At 69.2% G+C, this 18,353-nt stretch carries 22 protein-coding genes and 2 tRNA genes; 13 read left to right on the forward strand and 11 right to left on the reverse strand.

The features are described from left to right. Nucleotides 1-91: 91 nt before the first annotated feature. The 8 genes from ACFWUY_RS30150 to ACFWUY_RS30185 form a co-directional block, all read right to left on the reverse strand. Nucleotides 92-1,147, reverse strand: coding sequence for a UDP-N-acetylmuramate dehydrogenase (locus ACFWUY_RS30150; protein WP_384116786.1), 1,056 nt, complete (start codon nucleotides 1,145-1,147; stop codon nucleotides 92-94). Between the two features lie 95 nt (nucleotides 1,148-1,242). Next, a complete protein-coding gene (locus ACFWUY_RS30155) occupies nucleotides 1,243-2,706 on the reverse strand; it encodes an MFS transporter (RefSeq protein WP_384116791.1) in 1,464 nt (487 codons plus the stop codon). Nucleotides 2,707-2,807: 101 nt separating this feature from the next. Further along, a complete protein-coding gene (locus tag ACFWUY_RS30160; protein ID WP_384116793.1) occupies nucleotides 2,808-3,377 on the reverse strand; it encodes a TetR/AcrR family transcriptional regulator in 570 nt (189 codons plus the stop codon). A gap of 94 nt (nucleotides 3,378-3,471) precedes the next feature. Further along, nucleotides 3,472-3,900 (reverse strand): MaoC family dehydratase, encoded by a 429-nt coding sequence (locus tag ACFWUY_RS30165; protein WP_384116798.1) that lies wholly within the window; start codon nucleotides 3,898-3,900, stop codon nucleotides 3,472-3,474. Nucleotides 3,901-3,902: 2 nt separating this feature from the next. After that, the gene (locus ACFWUY_RS30170) at nucleotides 3,903-4,355 is read right to left on the reverse strand and encodes a MaoC family dehydratase N-terminal domain-containing protein (RefSeq protein WP_384116801.1); all 453 of its coding nucleotides are present in this window, start codon (nucleotides 4,353-4,355) and stop codon (nucleotides 3,903-3,905) included. An 89-nt stretch (nucleotides 4,356-4,444) separates the two neighbouring features. Next, on the reverse strand, nucleotides 4,445-4,609 hold the full coding sequence (rpmG, locus tag ACFWUY_RS30175; RefSeq protein WP_003956487.1) for a 50S ribosomal protein L33: 165 nt from the start codon (nucleotides 4,607-4,609) through the stop codon (nucleotides 4,445-4,447). Nucleotides 4,610-4,695: 86 nt separating this feature from the next. Next, nucleotides 4,696-4,768 (reverse strand) — tRNA-Met (locus tag ACFWUY_RS30180). Nucleotides 4,769-4,812: 44 nt separating this feature from the next. Next, nucleotides 4,813-4,885 (reverse strand) — tRNA-Thr (locus ACFWUY_RS30185). A gap of 207 nt (nucleotides 4,886-5,092) precedes the next feature. On the opposite strand from ACFWUY_RS30185, the gene ACFWUY_RS30190 reads away from it, so the two are divergent. Together ACFWUY_RS30190 and ACFWUY_RS30195 are read left to right on the forward strand one after the other, a co-directional pair. After that, entirely contained in the window at nucleotides 5,093-6,373 is a 1,281-nt protein-coding gene (locus tag ACFWUY_RS30190; RefSeq protein ID WP_384116804.1) for an amidohydrolase family protein, read from the forward strand. A 2-nt stretch (nucleotides 6,374-6,375) separates the two neighbouring features. Continuing rightward, a complete protein-coding gene (locus ACFWUY_RS30195; protein WP_384116806.1) occupies nucleotides 6,376-7,032 on the forward strand; it encodes an SDR family oxidoreductase in 657 nt (218 codons plus the stop codon). Between the two features lie 264 nt (nucleotides 7,033-7,296). Here the strand turns inward: ACFWUY_RS30195 and ACFWUY_RS30200 are convergent, their stop codons facing one another. From ACFWUY_RS30200 to ACFWUY_RS30210, 3 genes are all read right to left on the reverse strand, one after another. Beyond that, the gene (locus ACFWUY_RS30200; protein WP_384116809.1) at nucleotides 7,297-7,764 is read right to left on the reverse strand and encodes a hypothetical protein; all 468 of its coding nucleotides are present in this window, start codon (nucleotides 7,762-7,764) and stop codon (nucleotides 7,297-7,299) included. Between the two features lie 115 nt (nucleotides 7,765-7,879). Further along, entirely contained in the window at nucleotides 7,880-9,763 is a 1,884-nt protein-coding gene (locus ACFWUY_RS30205; protein ID WP_384116812.1) for a hypothetical protein, read from the reverse strand. 217 nt (nucleotides 9,764-9,980) lie between these two features. Then, nucleotides 9,981-10,409: an NUDIX hydrolase gene (locus tag ACFWUY_RS30210; protein WP_384116815.1), complete on the reverse strand. Its 429-nt coding sequence runs from the start codon at nucleotides 10,407-10,409 to the stop codon at nucleotides 9,981-9,983. A 57-nt stretch (nucleotides 10,410-10,466) separates the two neighbouring features. On the opposite strand from ACFWUY_RS30210, the gene ACFWUY_RS30215 reads away from it, so the two are divergent. The 11 genes from ACFWUY_RS30215 to ACFWUY_RS30265 all read left to right on the forward strand — a co-directional run bounded on the left by ACFWUY_RS30215 (nucleotide 10,467) and on the right by ACFWUY_RS30265 (nucleotide 18,276). After that, entirely contained in the window at nucleotides 10,467-11,246 is a 780-nt protein-coding gene (locus ACFWUY_RS30215) for a GntR family transcriptional regulator (protein WP_384116818.1), read from the forward strand. 526 nt (nucleotides 11,247-11,772) lie between these two features. Next, on the forward strand, nucleotides 11,773-12,039 hold the full coding sequence (locus tag ACFWUY_RS30220; protein ID WP_384116821.1) for a DUF6284 family protein: 267 nt from the start codon (nucleotides 11,773-11,775) through the stop codon (nucleotides 12,037-12,039). Beyond that, the gene (locus ACFWUY_RS30225) at nucleotides 12,036-12,320 is read left to right on the forward strand and encodes a hypothetical protein (RefSeq protein WP_384116824.1); all 285 of its coding nucleotides are present in this window, start codon (nucleotides 12,036-12,038) and stop codon (nucleotides 12,318-12,320) included. The genes ACFWUY_RS30220 and ACFWUY_RS30225 overlap by 4 nt, the downstream gene beginning before the upstream one ends. Then, nucleotides 12,317-12,739 carry a DUF6303 family protein gene (locus ACFWUY_RS30230; RefSeq protein ID WP_384116829.1) on the forward strand — a complete coding sequence of 141 codons (423 nt, stop codon included), beginning with the start codon at nucleotides 12,317-12,319 and terminating at the stop codon, nucleotides 12,737-12,739. Before ACFWUY_RS30225 ends, ACFWUY_RS30230 begins: the two co-directional genes overlap by 4 nt. 35 nt (nucleotides 12,740-12,774) lie before the next feature. Then, nucleotides 12,775-13,611 carry a protein spdB gene (locus tag ACFWUY_RS30235; protein WP_384117028.1) on the forward strand — a complete coding sequence of 279 codons (837 nt, stop codon included), beginning with the start codon at nucleotides 12,775-12,777 and terminating at the stop codon, nucleotides 13,609-13,611. Next, a complete protein-coding gene (locus tag ACFWUY_RS30240; RefSeq protein WP_384116831.1) occupies nucleotides 13,608-13,943 on the forward strand; it encodes an RRQRL motif-containing zinc-binding protein in 336 nt (111 codons plus the stop codon). The genes ACFWUY_RS30235 and ACFWUY_RS30240 overlap by 4 nt, the downstream gene beginning before the upstream one ends. A gap of 212 nt (nucleotides 13,944-14,155) precedes the next feature. Next, nucleotides 14,156-14,536 carry a DUF6251 family protein gene (locus tag ACFWUY_RS30245; protein ID WP_384117032.1) on the forward strand — a complete coding sequence of 127 codons (381 nt, stop codon included), beginning with the start codon at nucleotides 14,156-14,158 and terminating at the stop codon, nucleotides 14,534-14,536. 76 nt (nucleotides 14,537-14,612) lie between these two features. Continuing rightward, entirely contained in the window at nucleotides 14,613-14,819 is a 207-nt protein-coding gene (locus ACFWUY_RS30250; RefSeq protein ID WP_384116834.1) for a DUF6257 family protein, read from the forward strand. Nucleotides 14,820-14,842: 23 nt separating this feature from the next. Then, nucleotides 14,843-15,010 carry a hypothetical protein gene (locus ACFWUY_RS30255; RefSeq protein ID WP_384116837.1) on the forward strand — a complete coding sequence of 56 codons (168 nt, stop codon included), beginning with the start codon at nucleotides 14,843-14,845 and terminating at the stop codon, nucleotides 15,008-15,010. 92 nt (nucleotides 15,011-15,102) lie between these two features. After that, nucleotides 15,103-17,229 carry an FtsK/SpoIIIE domain-containing protein gene (locus ACFWUY_RS30260; protein ID WP_384116839.1) on the forward strand — a complete coding sequence of 709 codons (2,127 nt, stop codon included), beginning with the start codon at nucleotides 15,103-15,105 and terminating at the stop codon, nucleotides 17,227-17,229. A 255-nt stretch (nucleotides 17,230-17,484) separates the two neighbouring features. Further along, on the forward strand, nucleotides 17,485-18,276 hold the full coding sequence (locus tag ACFWUY_RS30265; protein ID WP_384116842.1) for a hypothetical protein: 792 nt from the start codon (nucleotides 17,485-17,487) through the stop codon (nucleotides 18,274-18,276). The last annotated feature ends 77 nt before the right edge of the window (nucleotides 18,277-18,353 follow it).

The raw sequence follows: 18,353 nt of genomic DNA on the forward strand, positions 1-18,353 counted from the left end.
GACCTCCTGCAGTGCTGGACCGGCACCTGCACCACCTGCGGCCGACCCCTACCCCGCAACAGAACCAGACGAAGAACCTAACGAAGTACTACTAGAGTTCGACGCCCACGGTCACCGGCTCGTTGACCAGGGTGATCCCGAAGGCGTCCCGGACCCCGGCGACGACCTCGCGGGCGAGCGCGAGCAGGTCCTCGGTGGTCGCCTCGCCCCGGTTGGTGAGGGCGAGCGTGTGCTTGGTGGAGATCCGGGCGGGTCCGGAGCCGTACCCCTTGGTGAACCCGGCCCGGTCGATCAGCCAGGCGGCGGAGGTCTTGGTGAAGCCGTCGCCCGCGGGGAAGGCGGGCGGGGTGACGTCCGCGCCGAGCCGCCCCGCCACGCGCGCGAGGAAGGCCTCGTACTCCCCCGCCGTGAGGATCGGGTTGGTGAAGAAGGAACCGGCGGACCAGGTGTCGTGGTCCTCGGGGTCCAGGACCATGCCCTTGCCGGCCCGCAGCCGCAGGACGGTCTCGCGGGCCGTCGCGAGCGGCACCCGGTCCCCCGCCCCGACGCCGAGGGCGCGGGCGGTCTCGGCGTACTTGATCGGCGCCGACATCCCGTCGGCGTCCTCGAGCTCGAAGCGGACCCGCAGCACCACGTACCGCTCGGGGTGCTCCTTGAAGAGGCTGTGCCGGTACGAGAAGGCGCACTCGGCGTTGGTGAGGGTGACCGTCTCCTCGGCGCGCCGGTCGTAGGCGACGACCTCGGTCACGGTGGCGGAGACGTCCTGCCCGTACGCGCCGACGTTCTGGATCGGGGTCGCGCCGGCCGAGCCGGGGATGCCGGCCAGGCACTCGATCCCGGCGAGTCCGGCCTCGACGGTCCGCGCGACGGCGTCGGTCCAGACCTCGCCGGCGGCGAGCTCCAGACGGGTCCCGTCGAGCGCGAAGCCCTTGGTCGCGATCCGCAGGGCGGTGCCGTCGAAGCCCTTGTCGCCGATGACGAGGTTGGACCCGCCGCCGATGATCAGCAGTGGCGTCCCCGTGGCGTCGGCCTCGCGAACGGCCGAGACCACCTCGTCGTCCGTGGTCGCGGTGACGAGCCGGGCCGCGGGGCCACCGAGCCGGAAGGTGGTCAGGGGCGCGAGGGGGGCATCGAGAAGAGGCTGCACGGGCTCAAGAGTACGGGGGTTCCCCTGTCACAGGGGAAACGTGGACGGGCCCGCCATCCATGGCGGGCCCGTCCCCGGCGCGGTGCCGCGTGCCGTCACGTGGTGATCAGATCCCGCTTCCCGGCCTCCGTCCCGACCCCGGCCGCGGCCTCGTCCTCCGGTTCCGTCTTCCGCCGGGCCTCCTGGCGCCGCGACGGTGCGAACAGCACCGCCACCGCGCCGAGGGCCACCGCCCCCGCGCCGACCCACAGAGCGGGCAGCAGGCCGTCGACGAAGCTCTGCCCGGACTCGTAGCCGCCCTGCGCGGCGAAGATCGAGGCCATCACGGCGACGCCGAGCGCGCCGCCGACCTCGCGCAGCGCGTTGCTGGCACCGGACGCGATGCCCTGCTCGGCCGGCCGGACGCTGGACATCACGAGGTTGGCCGCCGGTGCGAAGTACAGCGCCATGCCGATGCCGCTCACGACGAGGGCGGGGAGCTGAGCGGCGTACGAGGCGTCGGGGGTCAGGACGAGCGCGAGCCAGGCGAGGCCGATCGCCTGGAGGGCGAGGCCCGCGGCGACGACCGGGCGTCCGCCGATCCGGTCGGAGAGGGCGCCCGCGAGCGGCGCGACGATCATCGGCATGCCGGTCCAGGGCAGCATCCGCAGCCCGGCCTCGGTGGGCGAGTAGCCGAGTACGCCCTGCATGTACTGGCTGAGCAGGAAGATCGAGCCGAACATGCCGAGGAACATCAGCAGGCCGGCCGCGTTGATCCCGGAGAAGGCCCGGTTGCGGAAGAGCCTCATGGGCAGCATCGGCGCCTTGCCGCGGATGCCGTGGCGGACGAACCCGCCGATGAGCGCGGTGCCCGCGATCAGTCCGGTGAGGACGGTCAGGGAGGTCCAGCCGTCGATCGGGCCCCGGATCAGCCCGTACACGATGCCGAACAGGCCGCCGCTGGCGAGGAGCGTGCCGGTGATGTCGAGGCGGGCACCAGTGCCGTGCGACTCGGCCAGGCGCAGTCGGGCGAGCGGCAGCAGGGCGAGGCCGAGCGGGACGTTCAGCCAGAAGATCCACTGCCAGGAGAGGTGCTCGGTGAGGGTGCCGCCGATGAGGGGGCCCGAGGCGACGGCGAGTCCCTGCACGGCGCCCCAGATGCCGAAGGCGGTGCCGCGCTTGGCTGCAGGGACGGCAGCGGTGAGCAGGGTGAGCGTGAGCGGCATCATGATCGCGGCGCCGACGCCCTGGACGGCGCGTGCGGCGATCAGCCCGTCGATGCCGGAGGCGAGGGCGGCCGCGGCGGAGGCGCCGGTGAAGACGGTGAGCCCGACGAGGAAGAGACGGCGGCGGCCGAAGCGGTCGCCGAGGGCCGCGCCGAACATGAGCAGGACGGCGAAGGTGAGGGTGTACGCGCTCACCGTCCATTCGAGGTCGTGCAGCGCTCCGCCGAGGTCCTCGCGGATCGAGGGGAGGGCGGTGGTGACGACGAGGTTGTCGAGGGCCGCCATGAAGCCGGCGACGCTGGTGATGACGAGTGCCCAGGCGGCGGAACCGCGGCGGACTGCTGGCTGGTTCATTACTGCCTCTCGGATCTCAGGTTAGTTATTGATGACTAACTTTCGTGCCCATGAAAGAGCGGGGGCGTACCGGCGGGGACGCGTGAAGGCGGGCGGCCGCACTACTCCTCCGAACCACCGGGACGGTGGACGGAGGGGTAGAACCCCTCCCAGACCCGGTGCCCGGACGGAAAGCCCATGGCGACGAGGGTGTTGATGAGCATTCCGTACGCGAGGAAGGTCGTGGTCTCGTCGACGTCCGCGCCGAGCGCGAGGTGGACGGTGTCCCACAACGCCATCCAGCCGGCCCGCACGGCCTCGCCGAACTCGTGGTCGCCGGCCGCCTCGGCCGCGGCGACGGTCACGTACACCTGCATCTGCATGAGGAGCTGGTCGGGATCCTCGGTGATGATCCGGGTGTACGCGGCGGCCATGGCGTGCAGGGCCTCCTGGCCTGACAGCCCCTCCGAGGCCTCTTCGAAGACGCGGATCGTGTTCTTGATGCAGCGTTCGGAGGCGGCCAGGAAGATGGCCTTCTTGCCCGGGAAGAGCCGGAAGAGGTACGGCTGCGAGACGCCGACGCGCTTGGCGATCGTCTCGGTGGACGTGCCGTGGTAACCGCCGCGGCTGAACTCGCTCATCGCCGCCCGGATGACGCTCTCGCGCCGCTCTTCCGCACTCATCCTGGCCATGAAACAAAGTTAGTGTCCAATCACTAACTTTGCAAGGGGGAAGGCGGGCGGCCGCTTTCCGCGGCCGCCCACCCTTGGTCAGCGATCGGCGTGACTACGCGAGCCTGACCACGGCCCGGGACATGCCCAGGACCTTCTGTCCCGCGCACATCGCGACGATGTCGACCCGCACCCGCTGGTCGTCCAGCTTCGCGGCGACCTTGGCGCCGACCTCCACGACCGCGCCCTTGTCGTCGTTGGGGACGACGACCGGCTTGGTGAAGCGGACGCCGTACTCGACGACGGCGGCGGGGTCGCCCGCCCAGTCGGTCACGACGCGGATCGCCTCGGCCATGGTGAACATGCCGTGGGCGATGACGTCGGGGAGGCCGACCTCCACCGCGAACTTCTCGTTCCAGTGGATGGGGTTGAAGTCCCCGGAGGCGCCGGCGTACCGGACGAGCGTGGCACGGGTCACGGGGAAGGTCTGCGCGGGCAGCTCGGTGCCGACCTCGACCTCGTCGTAGGTGATCTTCGCGGTCATGGTCAGGCCCCCTCGGGTGCGCGGGAGACGAGCTTGGTCCAGGCGGTCACGACGTGCTCGCCGGAGGCGTCGTGGACCTCGCCGCGGATGTCCAGGATGTCGTTGCCGGCGAGGGACTTGATCGCCTCGATGGTGGAGGTGACCGAGAGCCGGTCCCCGGCGCGTACGGGCCGGGTGTAGGCGAACTTCTGGTCGCCGTGGACGACCCGGCTGTAGTCCAGACCCAGCTGCGGGTCCTCGATGACCGCGCCGGCCGCCTTGAACGTGATGGTGAACACGAAGGTGGGCGGGGCGATCACATCGGGGTGTCCGAGCGCCTTGGCCGCCTCGGTGTCGGCGTACGCGGGATTGGCGTCCCCGATCGCCTCGGCGAACTCGCGGATCTTCTCGCGGCCGACCTCGTAGGGCGGGGTGGGCGGATAGGTCCGGCCCACGAAGGACTGGTCGAGCGCCATGGACTCGATACCTCCTGGATCTGTTGCCTGGTGCCGAGAAACGACACGAGGCCGCCCCCTGGTGGGGACGGCCTCGTGTACGAGCCTGATTAACGCGTCTCGCGGTGCGCGGTGTGCGAGTTGCAGCGAGGGCAGTGCTTCTTCATCTCAAGACGGTCCGGGTTGTTACGCCGGTTCTTCTTGGTGATGTAGTTCCGCTCCTTGCACTCCACGCAGGCCAGCGTGATCTTCGGGCGGACGTCGGTGGCAGCCACGTGAGTGCTCCTTGGACGGATGGGACGGATGAACGCATAAAAGAGTAGCCGATCGAAGGACCGACCCCACAATCGGCTACCGTGTGTAGCGGTGACCGGACTTGAACCGGTGACACAGCGATTATGAGCCGCTTGCTCTACCGACTGAGCTACACCGCTTTGATGATCCGGACCCCGTCCGAAGACGGGGTCCTTCTCACCAGAGCCCCAATACGGAATCGAACCGTAGACCTTCTCCTTACCATGGAGACGCTCTACCGACTGAGCTATTGGGGCGAGCGAGGAAGACATTACACGGTCTCCGGCCCATCACCCAAATCCGTTTCGCGGCGCCCTCCCGACGGCCCTCACCAGGCGTCACGTACGCCACTCGTGGCCTCATCGGTACGACTATTGCGCTCCTCCTCGAAGGTCGGTCCGGACGCCCCTAGGCTCGGCCCCACGCTTCGTGATCTTGATCTTGAGGAGCCTTGAGGAGCCCCGATGTCAGCCGAAAGCAAGCAGCCCCAGCCACCCGAGGACGGGGCCGCCACCACCGCCGACTCGACCTCGCTCCTGCTCTCCCACGCACGGCTCACCGACGGACGGACCGTGGACGTCCGGCTCGTCGGCGGCCGCATCGAGGCGGTCGGCACGGCCGGCAGCCTCACCGCCGTGGGCGCGCGCGTGGACCTCACCGGCTATCTGCTGCTGCCCGCCGCCGCCGAACCCCACGCCCACGCCGACACCGCGCTCTCCGCCGACGCCCCCGGGCCCGTCTCGTACGCCCCCGAGGACGTGCAGCGCCGGGCCACCGAGGCGGCGCTGCTCCAGCTCGGCCACGGCGCGACCGCGCTCCGCGCGCACGTACGGATCGGTGACGTGCACGCGCTCGGCCCCCTGGAAGCCGTGCTCCAGGCCCGGCGCTCGCTGCGCGGCCTCGCCGACCTCACCGCCGTGGCCGTACCCCGGCTGCTCACCGGGGTGGCGGGTGCCGACGGTCTCGCGATGCTGCGGGACGCCGTGAAGATGGGCGCGGGCGTGGTCGGCGGCTGTCCGGACCTCGACCCCGACCCGGCCGGTTACGTGGAGGCGGTCCTCGAGGTCGCGGCCGAGCACGGCGTCCCGGTCGACCTGCACACCGACGGGGACGACCCGGCCCGGCTCGCCCGGCTCGCGGCGATGGCCGGCGGGTTGCGGCCCGGGGTGACGATCGGGCCGTGCGCGGGGCTCGGCGGGCTCCCCGCCGACGCGGCACGGCGGGCGGCGGACCAGCTGGCGGCGGCGGGGGTGGCGGTGGTGTGTCTGCCGCAGGGCGGCTGCGGGGGCGCGGAGCGGCGCGGGGCGGCGCCGGTACGGCTGCTGCGGGTGGCCGGGGTGCGGGTCGCGGCGGGCAGCGGGGCGCTGCGGGACGTGGCGAGCCCGGTGGGGCGCGGGGACCCGCTGGAGGCGGCGTACCTGCTCGCCTCGCTGGGCGGGCTGCCGGCCGAGGAGGCGTACGCGGCGGTGAGCGCGGAGGCGCGGGACGTGATGGGGCTGCCGGAGGTGCGGGTCGAGGCCGGTTTCCCGGCGGAGCTGCTCGCGGTGCGCGGCGAGCGTCTGACGGGCGTGCTGTCCCTCGCGTACAGCCGGATCGTGGTGCACCGGGGGCGGGTGGTGGCGCGAACGAGCGCGGTGCGGGAGTACTGCGACTCGGCGGCGGCGCTGGACCTGCCGCGCCAGACGCGTCCGGAGCGGCCGCCCGAGCCGGGAAGCCCTCCGGCCGGTCCCGTCGTACGGTCGTGAGTATGCGCATCGTCATCGCTGGAGGACACGGACAGATCGCCCTGCGCCTGGAGAGGCTGCTCTCGGCGGGCGGGCACGAGGTCGCCGGGATCATCCGCAGACCGGAACAGGCCGACGACCTGCGGAAAGCGGGAGCCGAGCCCGTCGTCCTGGACCTGGAGACGGCGTCGGTCGAGATGGTCGCGGCGGTCCTCCAGGGCGCCGGCGCGGCCGTCTTCGCGGCGGGCGCGGGCCCGGGCAGCGGCGTGGACCGCAAGGAGACGGTGGACCGCGGGGCGGCGGTGCTCTTCGCGGACGCGGCGGAACGCGCGGGCGTACGGCGCTTCGTCGTCGTCTCCTCGATGGGCGCGGACGCCTCGCACCCGGGCGGCGACGTCTTCGACGCCTACCTCCGCGCGAAGGGCGCCGCCGACGACGACGTCCGCTCCCGGAAGGCCCTGGACTGGACGATCCTGCGGCCCGGCATCCTGACGGACGACGCGGGCACGGGGATGGTCCGCCTGGAGGCGCACACGGGCCGTGGCCCGATCTCCCGCGACGACGTGGCCGCGACCCTCGTGGAACTCCTCGACACCCCGGCGACGGCCGGCCTCACCCTGGAACTGATCGCGGGCTCGACGCCGCTGTCGGTCGCGGTGAAGGACGTGGCCGGAAACTGAGCCGGGCCGCGCGGCCCCGGAAACGAGTGAAGGTCCCCGGTGCAAACACCGGGGACCTTCTTCGCGTGGCGACGCCAGGATTCGAACCTGGGTAGGCTAAGCCGACGGATTTACAGTCTCCCAGTATTGATCACGCCATAACCCACCTGAGCTGCAGCGGGAGTTCCCAGTCGCAACTGCGATGACGCCGCCGTCCACGCCTCGTCCAAGGGATCCCCGGTCGCGTTCTGATCCTCGACCAATCGGGTTGCTTGGCTGCACAGTTCAGTAGTTCCGATCCCACTCAAGACGCCCCTTGTCGGCAGCCTCTCCGTGGACGGAAACAAACACTGTGGGTGCCTCCTCGTCCTCATTGCGTGCAATCTCATCCAGCAGCATCAGCAGGCGCTCAGCAGCGTTCAGCTCGAACCACTCGCTCTTGCCGGTCGCGACAATGAGCCACTGCTCTGCTGAGGCCAAGCCAGGGACAAAGACCTCCAAGGCGAACTCAGAGTTTCCGTCCTGCTGTTCCTCTCGTACGCGGACACTCACGATGTCCTCACATCGGACCCAGGTGCCTGAGGATGCCCGGGTACCGAGCCAGACACGCGGCCCTTGGGACACCCCCCTCCGCAGAACGGCGTAGGCCACTGCCGCCAGCCCCTCCCCGACGGCGTCCGTCAGGTGTGCATCTCCAGTGCGGTTCTCGGCCTTCCTGGCCAAAGCCGTGACCTTCTTCTCCCATGCCAACACGCGAAGCCCTCCCGACTGTGATCCTGTCAACGGCTCTCCCCAACACGGCGAGCTCTATGCCTGTTTCGCCGGCCCCGGGTCTGCGCCGACATGCGGACCGTCGTCTGGTCGCCTATCAGCGCGTCAGCTCTCGATGGGCGGCCCAGACGGCATGCCTGACCCGTCGCCACCAAGGACGGGGTGGGATTGGAGCCGGATTGGCTAGCTTCCCTCTCACTAGCTCCCTGTCCCTGTTTGCGGCCTCCTCTGAGGCGATGAGAACGACTAGGGAGCAAGCACGTAGCGCCAGTGCCGCCTTCTCTCTATCGACGTTATCCATGAAGCCATGCGCAGTTAGGTTTCGAACGTTATCCCCTTCACCCAGAAGGAAGGTCCTGAGGAAACGCGCCCAGTCCGGATCGAATCCCTTATCCACCAATGGATCCAGTAGAGCCCCGAGGCCGGGAAAGGAACCTGTACCGTCCCCCACCGCAGCCCGATACATCGGCTCATTAAGCTCAAGCAACAAAGCACGTACAGCTGCCTCGATTTTCGGGATCGAGAGATGCACGGCGGCCTCAAATTCACCTACCCAAAATAGCTGAAGAGATTTCGAGAGTGATTTACCCAATGCAGGGTGCGCACCTACGTCAGCCAGGAAGTTCCCCAAATCCTCTTGGGCCGGGATGCCGAATCTGTTTTTGACCAAATCAAGTGCGTCGGCCAGCATAATCCCGCCGAATCTCGCGTTCAGCATTTCTGCGCGCACAAGCTGGTGATTGTACGCATCATCGTCTCCCGACAGCACGCGCTTGGGTAGATCATCACGCCCAAATACGATCGTTGTCGCGAGTCGCGTAAAAGTAGACTCACTAAGTGCAACACGCGCCGCCTCTTCATTGCGTGACAACGTGCCAGTCGGCGCATCCGAGTGGAACCAGACTGCTAGAGCCTCCTGCCAGGAATCAGCCCGCAGGTAAGGAAGAAGGAATCTGTGAAAATTGGACCTCGGGACCCCGAATTCAAACCCCATCGTCTTCCATTCAACCTGCGGAGCAGCCTGAAGAAGCGAGACAGCGGTGGCTTCTAGGTGCGCCAGGCCTAGCTTTCGCGCTTTAGACGCAGCCTCGTTCAGATGGGCTCTGATAACGATTCCATCAGAGGATTTATCGGCATCCCGCAGATGAGCTTGGACCTCTACTTCGCCAGCATGCCGTAGGCGGGGCTCATCCCCGGTGGCGCGCCTACGTACGAGTGCAGCAAACTCGCTGATCGTATGTGTTTCGGAGTACGCCAGTAGAGCACTGTCCAGCACTTGATCGATCCGTGGATCACCTCGGTCTCCACCTTTTTTGCGTTGCCCCATAACTAGGGCATCAAGCAGATGAACCGCCACATACCCGTGATCGCGAACAGATATTTGCGCCTCCACTATATTCAGCATTACCGTAGACATTTCAGCCACACGGTCGCTTAGCCCAACACTACGCGCGATAGTCCAAGCCCGGAGCAGCCCATCGCATTGCTCGTCTAGTCGAAGGTTTCCGCCGACCATATCCAAATACCCCTGAACGGCCCGCTCGGCATATTCGCGCCCTTTTATCAAGCGAAGCGTAAAAACGATGTCCGAGAATCGCGCCCTGGCCATGGGGTGTGATGCTGCAGAAGCCAGGCCCTTCCAAAGTTCACGCACCTGGTCGCTTGCTTCGCGAAGCGGGCGAGGGTAACCCGGACCTTCAATGGGACCGAGGTCAGCTCCAGGCTGAGAAGAGCCCAGCGGTCGAGGAGTGAGAACGAACATGAAAGCGATGCTTAGTTCGCGTACCGATTCAGGGCTGACGTTAAATTCTCCCCTTTCGAAAATAGCTCTCAGGAGCCGACTGACTTGATGATATGCCTCGGCGCCGGCGCAGGCTTGATCGACAAAGTGAGCAAGTTGAGAGAGGAGGGCGGGGTCAAATTCATAAGCGGAGCCATCGACGGGGCCAACAGATCCATCGATAGGACTGGTTTCAGGCATGCGCCCTCCCTCGGAGCAGTGGGCATGGTGGAACTTTGAGTCGACCCACTCACGCGCGGGAGCCAATCTTATTGGGCTGCTCTGCCGCACCGCTTGGTTTTTGTGAAGGATCGCCTTTGCAGACCGACCCGCTCAGTTATGCACGTCAGGCCTGGCTGCTGCGCTCCTGGTCAGATGCTGGGCCGGAAGCAGGTCGCTGCCCGGATCGCGCTGAAGGTCAGGCGTCCCCCAGCAGGTGCCGCCCATCGTGAGCGCGGACATGCGGGGCGGCTGTCGCGTTCAGCGCATCCAGGACCCTCACGGCGTAGACCTCAGTCATCCGCTCCTCGACTTCATCTCGAGTGAGCCATTCGACGGCCGTCGACTCAGCGGAAGTGCTCTCCTCGCCGCCGATTGGTCGGCACCGGAAGACGAGGGCGACGACACCTCGCGTCATGTTCTTGTAGACGCCGGTCAGGCGCTGGACCTCGACGCGCAGGCCCGTCTCTTCAAGTACTTCCCGGGCCGCGCCCTGTTCGGGGCGCTCGTCCAGTTCAAGCACCCCGCCTGGAGGCTCCCAGGTGCCGTTGTCCGCGCGCTGGATCGCGAGGATGCGACCGTCTTCCCGCACCACCACCCCAGCTACCGACACCGAGTGCAGCGGCATAGTTGCGCCCTCCAGTAGCGTTGCTTATGTACAGGAGCTTAGGAGGAACTGAAGGACATGGCATCCATCCCCGCACGGGATTCCGGAAAGCCGCGGTATCTCCAGATCGCCGACGACCTCGTCCAGCAGATCAATGAGGCTGTGCTTGAGCCCGGCGAGCAGATGCCGAGCGAGTCGGACCTGATGAAGAAGTACTCCGCATCCCAGGGCACCGTACGGAAGTCGATGGCCGAACTTCGGGCCACCGGCCTCATCGACACCCTCCATGGCAAGGGCTCCTTCGTGAAGCGACGGCCGCCGGTCCGCCGGAAGTCGTCCGACCGGTTCAGGCGGTCCCACCGGACGGCTGGCAAGGCTGCTTACTTGGCCGAAGCCGAGCAGTCCGGCAGCAAGCCGAGCGTCAGCGTGCTGTACGTGGGCCCGGTTAACGCGCCGGCCGACATCGCCGAACGACTCTCTGTCCCTGCTGGCTCCAAGATCCTCGCTCGGCGTCGCCTGTACTTCAGCGACGGCATCCCGACGGAAGAAGCGATCTCCTACCTGCCCTGGGATGTCGCCAGGGACATCCCTCAACTCTTCGAGGAGAACCCCGGAGGCGGAGGCATCTACGCCCGGCTGGAGGAACACGGCCACTCGCTGGTCGAGTTCACAGAGACCGTCCGAGTGCGCCTTGCCACCAAGCAGGAGGTCGCGGCACTGAGCCTCAGCCCCGGCTCACCCATCATCCACCTGACCCGGAACGCCGAATCCTCGAATGGCCGAGTAGTAGAGGTCTGCGACACCTTCATGGCCGCTGACCAGTTCGTTCTGGAGTACCGCATCCCTGCCGGTGACTGAAACCAGGCCCCTCTGAGCCCAACCCGCCGCGACACAGGCTGCGCGGCGGGTTGACTCATGTACAGGAGTTGGGCACTCTCCTGCACATCACTCCTACACATGAGTACACGAGTGCAGGAGTGCACGTGTTACCTATGCCGCCCGGAGAGCCCCTGAAAGGCTCGATGGAAGCGCCAGTCACGGTTGAGAACTGAACAGCGGACACAGAACGACAGGCATCTGCGACAAGCCGTGGGCCCTGCCACGCATGAGAAGTACGCACCTTCCTCCCTGGTTGCCCCTTCGGGGTCGACTGAGGGACCCGTCCATGCGCGGTGAGACAAGGGCAAAGATCGCGGGTCCGCTGGGCCCATAGAGCGCTACTCAACTCCGCAGCTAATGCGGCCGGTTGCCTCCCCCGTCCGTCTCGTACGGGCGGGGCCGAGGGGAGCCGGAGGAGATCCCCTGGTTCTAACGGCGAGACCCCCCGGTGCTGGAACACCGGGGGGTCGGTTCGGGCCGTTCCTGTCTGGAAGGAACCCACCCAATGAAGACCATCGCTGCACTTCAGGCCGTTGTTACGGCCAACCCGTTCGACGGTGAGCCGTCGGACGCGGAGCTGGACGCGATCGAAACCGAGATGCCGCTGATCCTGGCGGAGGTCGACCTGCTCGACGCGCAGATCATGACCCTCGACCGGCCGGCCACCGAGCTGGACGTCCGGCGGATCCGCCGGGCCCACAACCGGGTCCTGGCGGAACGCCGGGACCTGACCAACCGCGCCGGCACGGTGCTGACGGACGGTGCCGCATGAACAGGCTCACCGACCTCGACGGCGACGTGACCGGGCTGCTGACCGCGATCGTCGAGGCGCTGGACGTGCCGATGCCGTCGGTCCGCCGGGCCGACGAGCAGGAGCACTACCGGCTGCTGGAGCGCCGCTCGGCGGACGTGGTGATCGCCCTGTCGGTCCTGCTGCGCCACCCCGGCAACGACATCCTGGACGCCACCGTCCGGGAGCTCCGCCGCTGGACGGCGCGCCGCCCCGTCACCTACACCCCGTTCCGCTCCAAGGAGCAGGGAGGCGAGAAGTGAGCCGCCGTCTGGTGTGGAGCCTGGTGCTCCTGTGTATCGCCGTAGAGGTCCTGGGGCTGCTCGTCGGCCGCCGGGGCGTCCACTACGCCGGGGGCCTGGCGGCCGTCGGCGTCCTGGCCGTCCACTGGATTCTGCTGTGGCAGCGCGGCCGGTGCACGGCGTACTGCGCGCAGCTCGCCCAGACCCGCTCCGGGATCTGGGTGCTGTACGTCGCCAACGACACCATCCCGCTGGCGAACTGGCCCTCCACCCAGTTCACCGACGTCCCGTCCCCGGCGTCCCGGGCCGCCGCGCTCGCGGTCCTGGGTTTCGAGCCGGTGGGCCGGGTGTGGGAGTGGCAGGAGCTGAGCGGGCTGGGCCCGGTCCGGCTGCTCGGCGCGCTGGACGTCCGCCCCGCCGAGGGAGGTGTCCGGTGGTGAAAAAGCAGCTGGTGACCGTGGCGCCGGCCGTCGCCATGACGATCGTGTCCATGGTCCTCACCCTGGCCGTGGTCGTGATCTGGCTCGGTGCTGCGATGCCCTGGCAGATCGCCCTGGTGGTCGGGCTCGGCCTGGACGGCGGCTGGCTGGCCACCCTCGCCTACGAGCGGCGCCTCGCTGCCCAGGGCGACCACAACCGGGCCGTGACGGCGGTCGGCTGGGGCTTCGGACTCATTGCGACCGGTGTCCTGGTTGCCCACGCGCTGGTGGAGGAGTCCACCGGGGCGTGGCTGGCGGTGTCCTGGCTGCCGCTCGCGGCCAAGGCCCTGTGGCTGGTGCACGGGCTGTGGGAGCGCACCGCGCTCACCCCGGTCGCGCTGGACGCCATCCGGGGCATCCAGCAGGAGGCCCGCGACGAGGCGGCCGTCGCGCGGGCCCGGCTGCGGGCGCAGGCGGGCACGGAGGAGACCCGGTTGACGGCCGTGACGGAGGCCGGGGCACGCGTCGCACGCATCCAGGCGGAGACCGCCGAGCGGCTGTCGGGAGCGTGGTCGACGCTGGAGGCGGCCCGGCAGGGCGAGGGCACCGCACGCGCTCTGACCTGCGTGACCGACCGCGTCACACCCGGGGCACAGCCCCGCTGGGAACTCCCGGTCTGGGGCCCCTTCGAACCCGTCCCCACCCCCGCGCTCGACCCGGCACCCGCGCTCAGCGACGGGGAGCTGGACCGGATCGTCACGGAGCTCCGCGACGGTGAGACGCCGCCGCTGTCGTACCGGGAGTTGTCGCTGCGGTTCCGGGCGGCCGGTCACAGTGCGAGTGAGACCCGGCTGCGGGCCGCCTGGCGGCGCGTCACCGCCACCGCCTCATGAGCGCGCTGCCGGTCTACCGCTGGCAGCTGGCCCCGGAGGGGCTGGCGACGTTCCGGCAGCTGCGGGCGCTGGGGCTGCGGCCCGGTGGTCAGCCGGTGGTGGCCCAGCTCGAACGGCCCCGCCGCCGGCGCGGACCGCTGGTCGCGTTCCTGTACCGGGTCGACCTGGCCCGGCCGGTCCGGCCGATGACCCCGGCCCGGTGGGCGGCGCTGGAGCGGGCCAACGCGGCCCGCCGGATCTGCCCGGAGTGCGGGCGGGACGCCGGATGCCGCATCCCCGCCTCGCTCGGCATGTGCAGCCCCTGCGCCTACCCCGATGCTGCGGCCGCTTGAGCCGTGCCGTCAGGCGCTGGCGGCTTCCCCGACCGCTTCGACGATCCGCGCAATCCACTTCCGCACCTGATGCCACCGGTTGCAGTACCGGCGCGAACGCCACCACGACCGGTACGCGAGCGGTCGCCCGCACCACTTGCACGGCCTCGTACGCCTCTGCTGAGCCCCCATGGCCCGTGACTGTAGCTGCCATGGCTGACCTGGGAGAACCCATGTCCAACCTGCCCGAGCCCGCCCCGGTCGTCCGGCTCCCGGACGGCACCTACGCCTACGCCGACCGCCTCCCCGCCCTACAGGCCCCGTTGGGCTCCCCGCAGGTGGTGCACCAGCACATCCATCAGGCCCCGCCGGATCGCACGGTCCAGCGGATCGCGCTCGGCTCCGGCATCGGCGCCGGCACGGTCGCCGCCGGGGTCTACTTCGGCCCCCTGCTCGTCGGCGCGCTGACCGCCATCGCCGCGAACCTGGCCCTGCTGGCGTTCCTGGCCGCCGTCATGGCCTGGGGCGTCGTGAGCGTCGTGAAGTCGGTCGGCGGGCCGGAAGGCCGGGCCGCCGCCAAGACCCTGAGCAAGGCCCGCAGGCGTCGTCGCTGACGGCTGCCCGATCCGCCCGACCCGTTCGGGCGGTGAGGGGAGCCGGGACAGCCCCGGCCCCGGAAAGGACCACGTCGTGGCCGCCAAAGACAGCGAGTACGACCCGAACTACCCCCCGCTCACCGCCGGTGAGCACGCCCGGATCGCCTGGAACGTGGCCCGGATGGCGAAGCGGGGCATCGCCGGCGAGAGCGTCTACCAGGGCGACCTGGAGGCCAAGGTCGACCGGATCATCGACCGTGCCCGCAAGCGCACCGAGCAGAACAACGGCAAGCACAAGTGAGGAGCCGAGTGGGCGCCCCCCGAGTGACCTGGAAATTCAAGGTTCAGGCGACCGACAGCAAGGGGCGCCTGGGTACGCATCGCGGCCTCGTCGACTCCCACAGCGAGGACATCGCCCGGGAGGCCGTCATCGAGGCGGTGCAGGCCGCTGGCTATCAGCCCTGCACCCCGGTGACCCTCAAGCGCAAGTAGCTACGCCCCCGGGGACGGCCGTCCCGGCCAAGGAAACAGCGCCGTCCCCGGGGCCCTTCCCACGCCCTTTCGAGCAGCAGGAGACACCCAGCATGACCGACAACGTGGTCCCCCTGTTCAAGGATCCCGACCCCCAAGAGTCCAGCCCAGCGCCCTCGCCGACGCTGACGACGGTGCCGCAGCCTGCCGTCAAGCCACGTCCGGTGCGGGTGTTCGTCCGCTCCCGCCGCGCGGTGGTCGGTGCGGTGAAGCACGAGCGGACCCGTCAGGTGGCCCGCGTGAGCGTCCGGCACGGCTCATACGTCCTGGGCGGCACCAGGATCGTGGCCCGCCGGGCGTGGGACGGCCGCACCGGCGCCCGCTACGAACGTCTGCTGCGCGCGGCGGAAGCCGCGGGGAACTACCAGGCGGCCGGCGAGTGGGAGGAGCGGCTGCACCGCTTCCACGAGCAGCGGCACAAGCGGCGCATGGACCTGCTCGCCGCGCCGGAGAAGCTGGTCAAGGGCGCCGCCTACGGCGCCGGCGGCTCGCTCGGCGCGCTGATCGCGATCGGCATCGCCCTGGCCATAGCGAACAAGGACGTCACCGACGTCTTCACCCCGCTGATGGCGCTCATCGAGCTGATCCGGCTGCTCGTCACCCTGGTCACCATCCTGTGGGGGCCTCTGGTCGCTGTCGGCCCCTGGCTCGCCCTGGCCGGCGTGTGGGCGGTCGGCCGGCAGCGCGGCGCCGCCCCGCAGTGGGCTCTTCCCGCGACCGCCCGCGCGAGCGACGCCGGAGCACCGATCACCCCCTCCATCGTGGTCACCGCCCTGCGCGACCTGGGCATCGCCACCCTGCGCAAGGCCATCAAGGACATGGGCGACGCCGGCGCGGCGATGCTCGGGCCGATCCGGATCGCCGGATGCGGCGTCGAGGTCGACGTCACCCTCCCGTCCGGTGTCGAGACGGCGGAGGTGCAGGGGCGGCGCAAGAAGCTCGCGGAGAACCTCAACCGGCACGGCCACGAGGTGTTCATCACCATCCCCGAAGCCGCCCGCACCGTCCGGCTGTGGATCGCCGACTCCGGCGCCCTGGACGAGCCGATCGGCCCCTCGCCGCTCGTCACGGACGAGACGATCACCGCCGACTACGCCAAAGGCCTGGCGCCCTGGGGACAGGACCTGCGCGGGGACGCGGCCGAACTGAGCCTCTACCAGCGCCACCTGCTGATCACGGGCAAGTCCAACCAGGGCAAGACCGCCGCCATGCGCTCACTCGCTCTCTGGCTGGCGCTGGACCGCCGGGTGGAGTTCCGGATCGCCGACCTCAAGGGCGTGGGCGACTGGGGCATGTACGACGGCATCGCCACCGTCCTCATCCAGGGCCCCACCGACGAGCACGTCATCGAGGCCACCGAGATGACCGAGGCCGTGGTGGCGGAGATGGAACGGCGCATCCAGGCCCCGCCCGGCACGAAGTTCACCCCGCTGATCTGCCTGGTGGACGAGGCGCAGGTGGCGTTCATGTCCCCGGCCATCGGTGACGACAAGCGGCCCTACGGCGGCACCAAGGCCACGTCCCGCTACTTCCAGGCCGTCCGCAAGATTCACAACCAGGGCCGGGCCGTGGACGTGCTGATGTGGCAGGGCACCCAGGACCCCACCAACGAGAACCTGCCCAAGCTGGTCCGCGAGGGCGCCCACACCCGGATCTCCCTCGTGCTGGGCACCGAGTCCCAGGCCCGCATGGCTCTGGGTGACTCCGCCGTCGAGGGCGGCGCCGCGCCGCACATGCTGCGCCAGGGCCTGGACAAGGGCACCGTGGTCGTCGCCTCCGACGGCATCAAGATCCCCGCCGGACAGCCCTCCATCACGGTCCGCACCCACTACATCGACACCGACACCGCCACCGCCGTCGCCCAGCGGGCCAAGGCCCTGCGCGACGGCGTCACTACCCTGACGGCCGTCGACTCCGGCGAGGAGCGGGACCAGCTCGCCGACATCCACAGCGTCCTCGGTGACGCCGCCCGGGTGCTGACGGCCGACGTCCTCAAGCGGCTGTCCGCGCTCAGCGAGAAGACCTACGGCGCGTGGACGCCCGGTGACCTCAAGCAGGTCCTGGACGAGGCCGGGGCCGGGCCGTACAAGTCCGACGGGCGCATGGTGGTCGGCCGCGAACGCGTCGCCCGCGCCCTGGCCAACCGTGGCAGTGCGGGTTCCACTTCCGCCGAAGTGTGACAGGGAAGCACCCTCCGAACCGGCAGGGAGGCAGGGAGAACTCCCTGAACCCCTCCCTGACCCACCTCCCTGGACCTGACCTGCGCAAATGATCCGCCAGGGAGGCAGGGAGGCGCCCCGCCACCACCTGCGAAAACCCCCTCCACACACCATCGCCAGGGGGTCTCTCCGCCTCCCTGGGTGCTTGTGATCACAGGTTCCGTTTTCGGCATCGGCATCGCTGACAAGCCCCGGACATCACCTAGGAGCGTTCGCATGCGTTTCTACCTGACCACCCACAAACAGCACTGGGTCCGCGCGGTGCGGATACCGCTGTTCCTCAAAGCCCAGCACTTCGTCGAAACCAAGACCCTCCACCCCGCCCTCGGCCCCTACGCGGTGGACTCCGGCGGCTTCTCGGAGCTCCAAAAGCACGGCACCTGGACGCGCACCCCGCGCCAGTACGTCACCGATCTGCGGCGCATCTGGGAGTCGGTCGGCCCCTACGACTGGGCCGCCGGGCAGGACTGGATGTGTGAGGACCTGATCATCCACGGCGGACAGGCCGGACCCCTGCGCTTCGCTGGTACCGGATTGAGCGTGGTCGAGCACCAGCGGCGCACGGTGAACAACTTCCTCGACCTCCGCAGCCTGGCACCCGACCTGCGGATCATCCCCACCCTGCAGGGCAACACCGTTGCCGAGTACGAGCACTGCCGGGAGCTCTATGAGAAGGCCGGGGTGGACCTGCGGGCCGAACCGGTCGTGGGACTGGGCTCGGTCTGCCGCCGCCAGTCCACCACGGAAGGCGCGGCCATCGTCACCGCGATGGCCGCCCACGGCCTCAAACTGCACGGCTTCGGATTCAAGACCCTCGGCCTGGCCCGGGTCGGCCACCTCCTGGCCTCCGCCGACTCCCTGGCCTGGAGCTACCACGCCCGCAAACGCCCCCCGCTGCCCGGCCACACGCACAAGAACTGCGCGAACTGCCTGGACTACGCCCTGCGCTGGCGCACCCGCGTCCTGGACGACCTGCCCGCCTGGCACCAGCCCGACCTTGCCGCTTGACCAGCACGACCGAGGGCGGCCCCCGTCTCGCCAAAGCCGGGGCCGCCCTCACCAACCAGTACTTCTCACAGAACTGG

This window comes from Streptomyces sp. NPDC058664, from assembly GCF_042716635.1.
In the GTDB taxonomy this organism is placed as follows: domain Bacteria; phylum Actinomycetota; class Actinomycetes; order Streptomycetales; family Streptomycetaceae; genus Streptomyces.

What these genes read in the sequence shown, in the direction of transcription:
- ACFWUY_RS30155 (WP_384116791.1), bottom strand. Translation starts at nt 2,706, where the DNA reads ATGAACCAGCCAGCAGTCCGCCGCGGTTCCGCCGCCTGGGCACTCGTC.
- ACFWUY_RS30160 (WP_384116793.1), bottom strand. Translation starts at nt 3,377, where the DNA reads ATGGCCAGGATGAGTGCGGAAGAGCGGCGCGAGAGCGTCATCCGGGCG.
- ACFWUY_RS30165 (WP_384116798.1), bottom strand. Translation starts at nt 3,900, where the DNA reads ATGACCGCGAAGATCACCTACGACGAGGTCGAGGTCGGCACCGAGCTG.
- ACFWUY_RS30170 (WP_384116801.1), bottom strand. Translation starts at nt 4,355, where the DNA reads ATGGCGCTCGACCAGTCCTTCGTGGGCCGGACCTATCCGCCCACCCCG.
- ACFWUY_RS30190 (WP_384116804.1), top strand. Translation starts at nt 5,093, where the DNA reads ATGTCAGCCGAAAGCAAGCAGCCCCAGCCACCCGAGGACGGGGCCGCC.
- ACFWUY_RS30195 (WP_384116806.1), top strand. Translation starts at nt 6,376, where the DNA reads ATGCGCATCGTCATCGCTGGAGGACACGGACAGATCGCCCTGCGCCTG.
- ACFWUY_RS30205 (WP_384116812.1), bottom strand. Translation starts at nt 9,763, where the DNA reads ATGCCTGAAACCAGTCCTATCGATGGATCTGTTGGCCCCGTCGATGGC.
- ACFWUY_RS30210 (WP_384116815.1), bottom strand. Translation starts at nt 10,409, where the DNA reads ATGCCGCTGCACTCGGTGTCGGTAGCTGGGGTGGTGGTGCGGGAAGAC.
- ACFWUY_RS30215 (WP_384116818.1), top strand. Translation starts at nt 10,467, where the DNA reads ATGGCATCCATCCCCGCACGGGATTCCGGAAAGCCGCGGTATCTCCAG.
- ACFWUY_RS30220 (WP_384116821.1), top strand. Translation starts at nt 11,773, where the DNA reads ATGAAGACCATCGCTGCACTTCAGGCCGTTGTTACGGCCAACCCGTTC.
- ACFWUY_RS30225 (WP_384116824.1), top strand. Translation starts at nt 12,036, where the DNA reads ATGAACAGGCTCACCGACCTCGACGGCGACGTGACCGGGCTGCTGACC.
- ACFWUY_RS30235 (WP_384117028.1), top strand. Translation starts at nt 12,775, where the DNA reads ATGACGATCGTGTCCATGGTCCTCACCCTGGCCGTGGTCGTGATCTGG.
- ACFWUY_RS30240 (WP_384116831.1), top strand. Translation starts at nt 13,608, where the DNA reads ATGAGCGCGCTGCCGGTCTACCGCTGGCAGCTGGCCCCGGAGGGGCTG.
- ACFWUY_RS30245 (WP_384117032.1), top strand. Translation starts at nt 14,156, where the DNA reads ATGTCCAACCTGCCCGAGCCCGCCCCGGTCGTCCGGCTCCCGGACGGC.
- ACFWUY_RS30260 (WP_384116839.1), top strand. Translation starts at nt 15,103, where the DNA reads ATGACCGACAACGTGGTCCCCCTGTTCAAGGATCCCGACCCCCAAGAG.
- ACFWUY_RS30265 (WP_384116842.1), top strand. Translation starts at nt 17,485, where the DNA reads ATGCGTTTCTACCTGACCACCCACAAACAGCACTGGGTCCGCGCGGTG.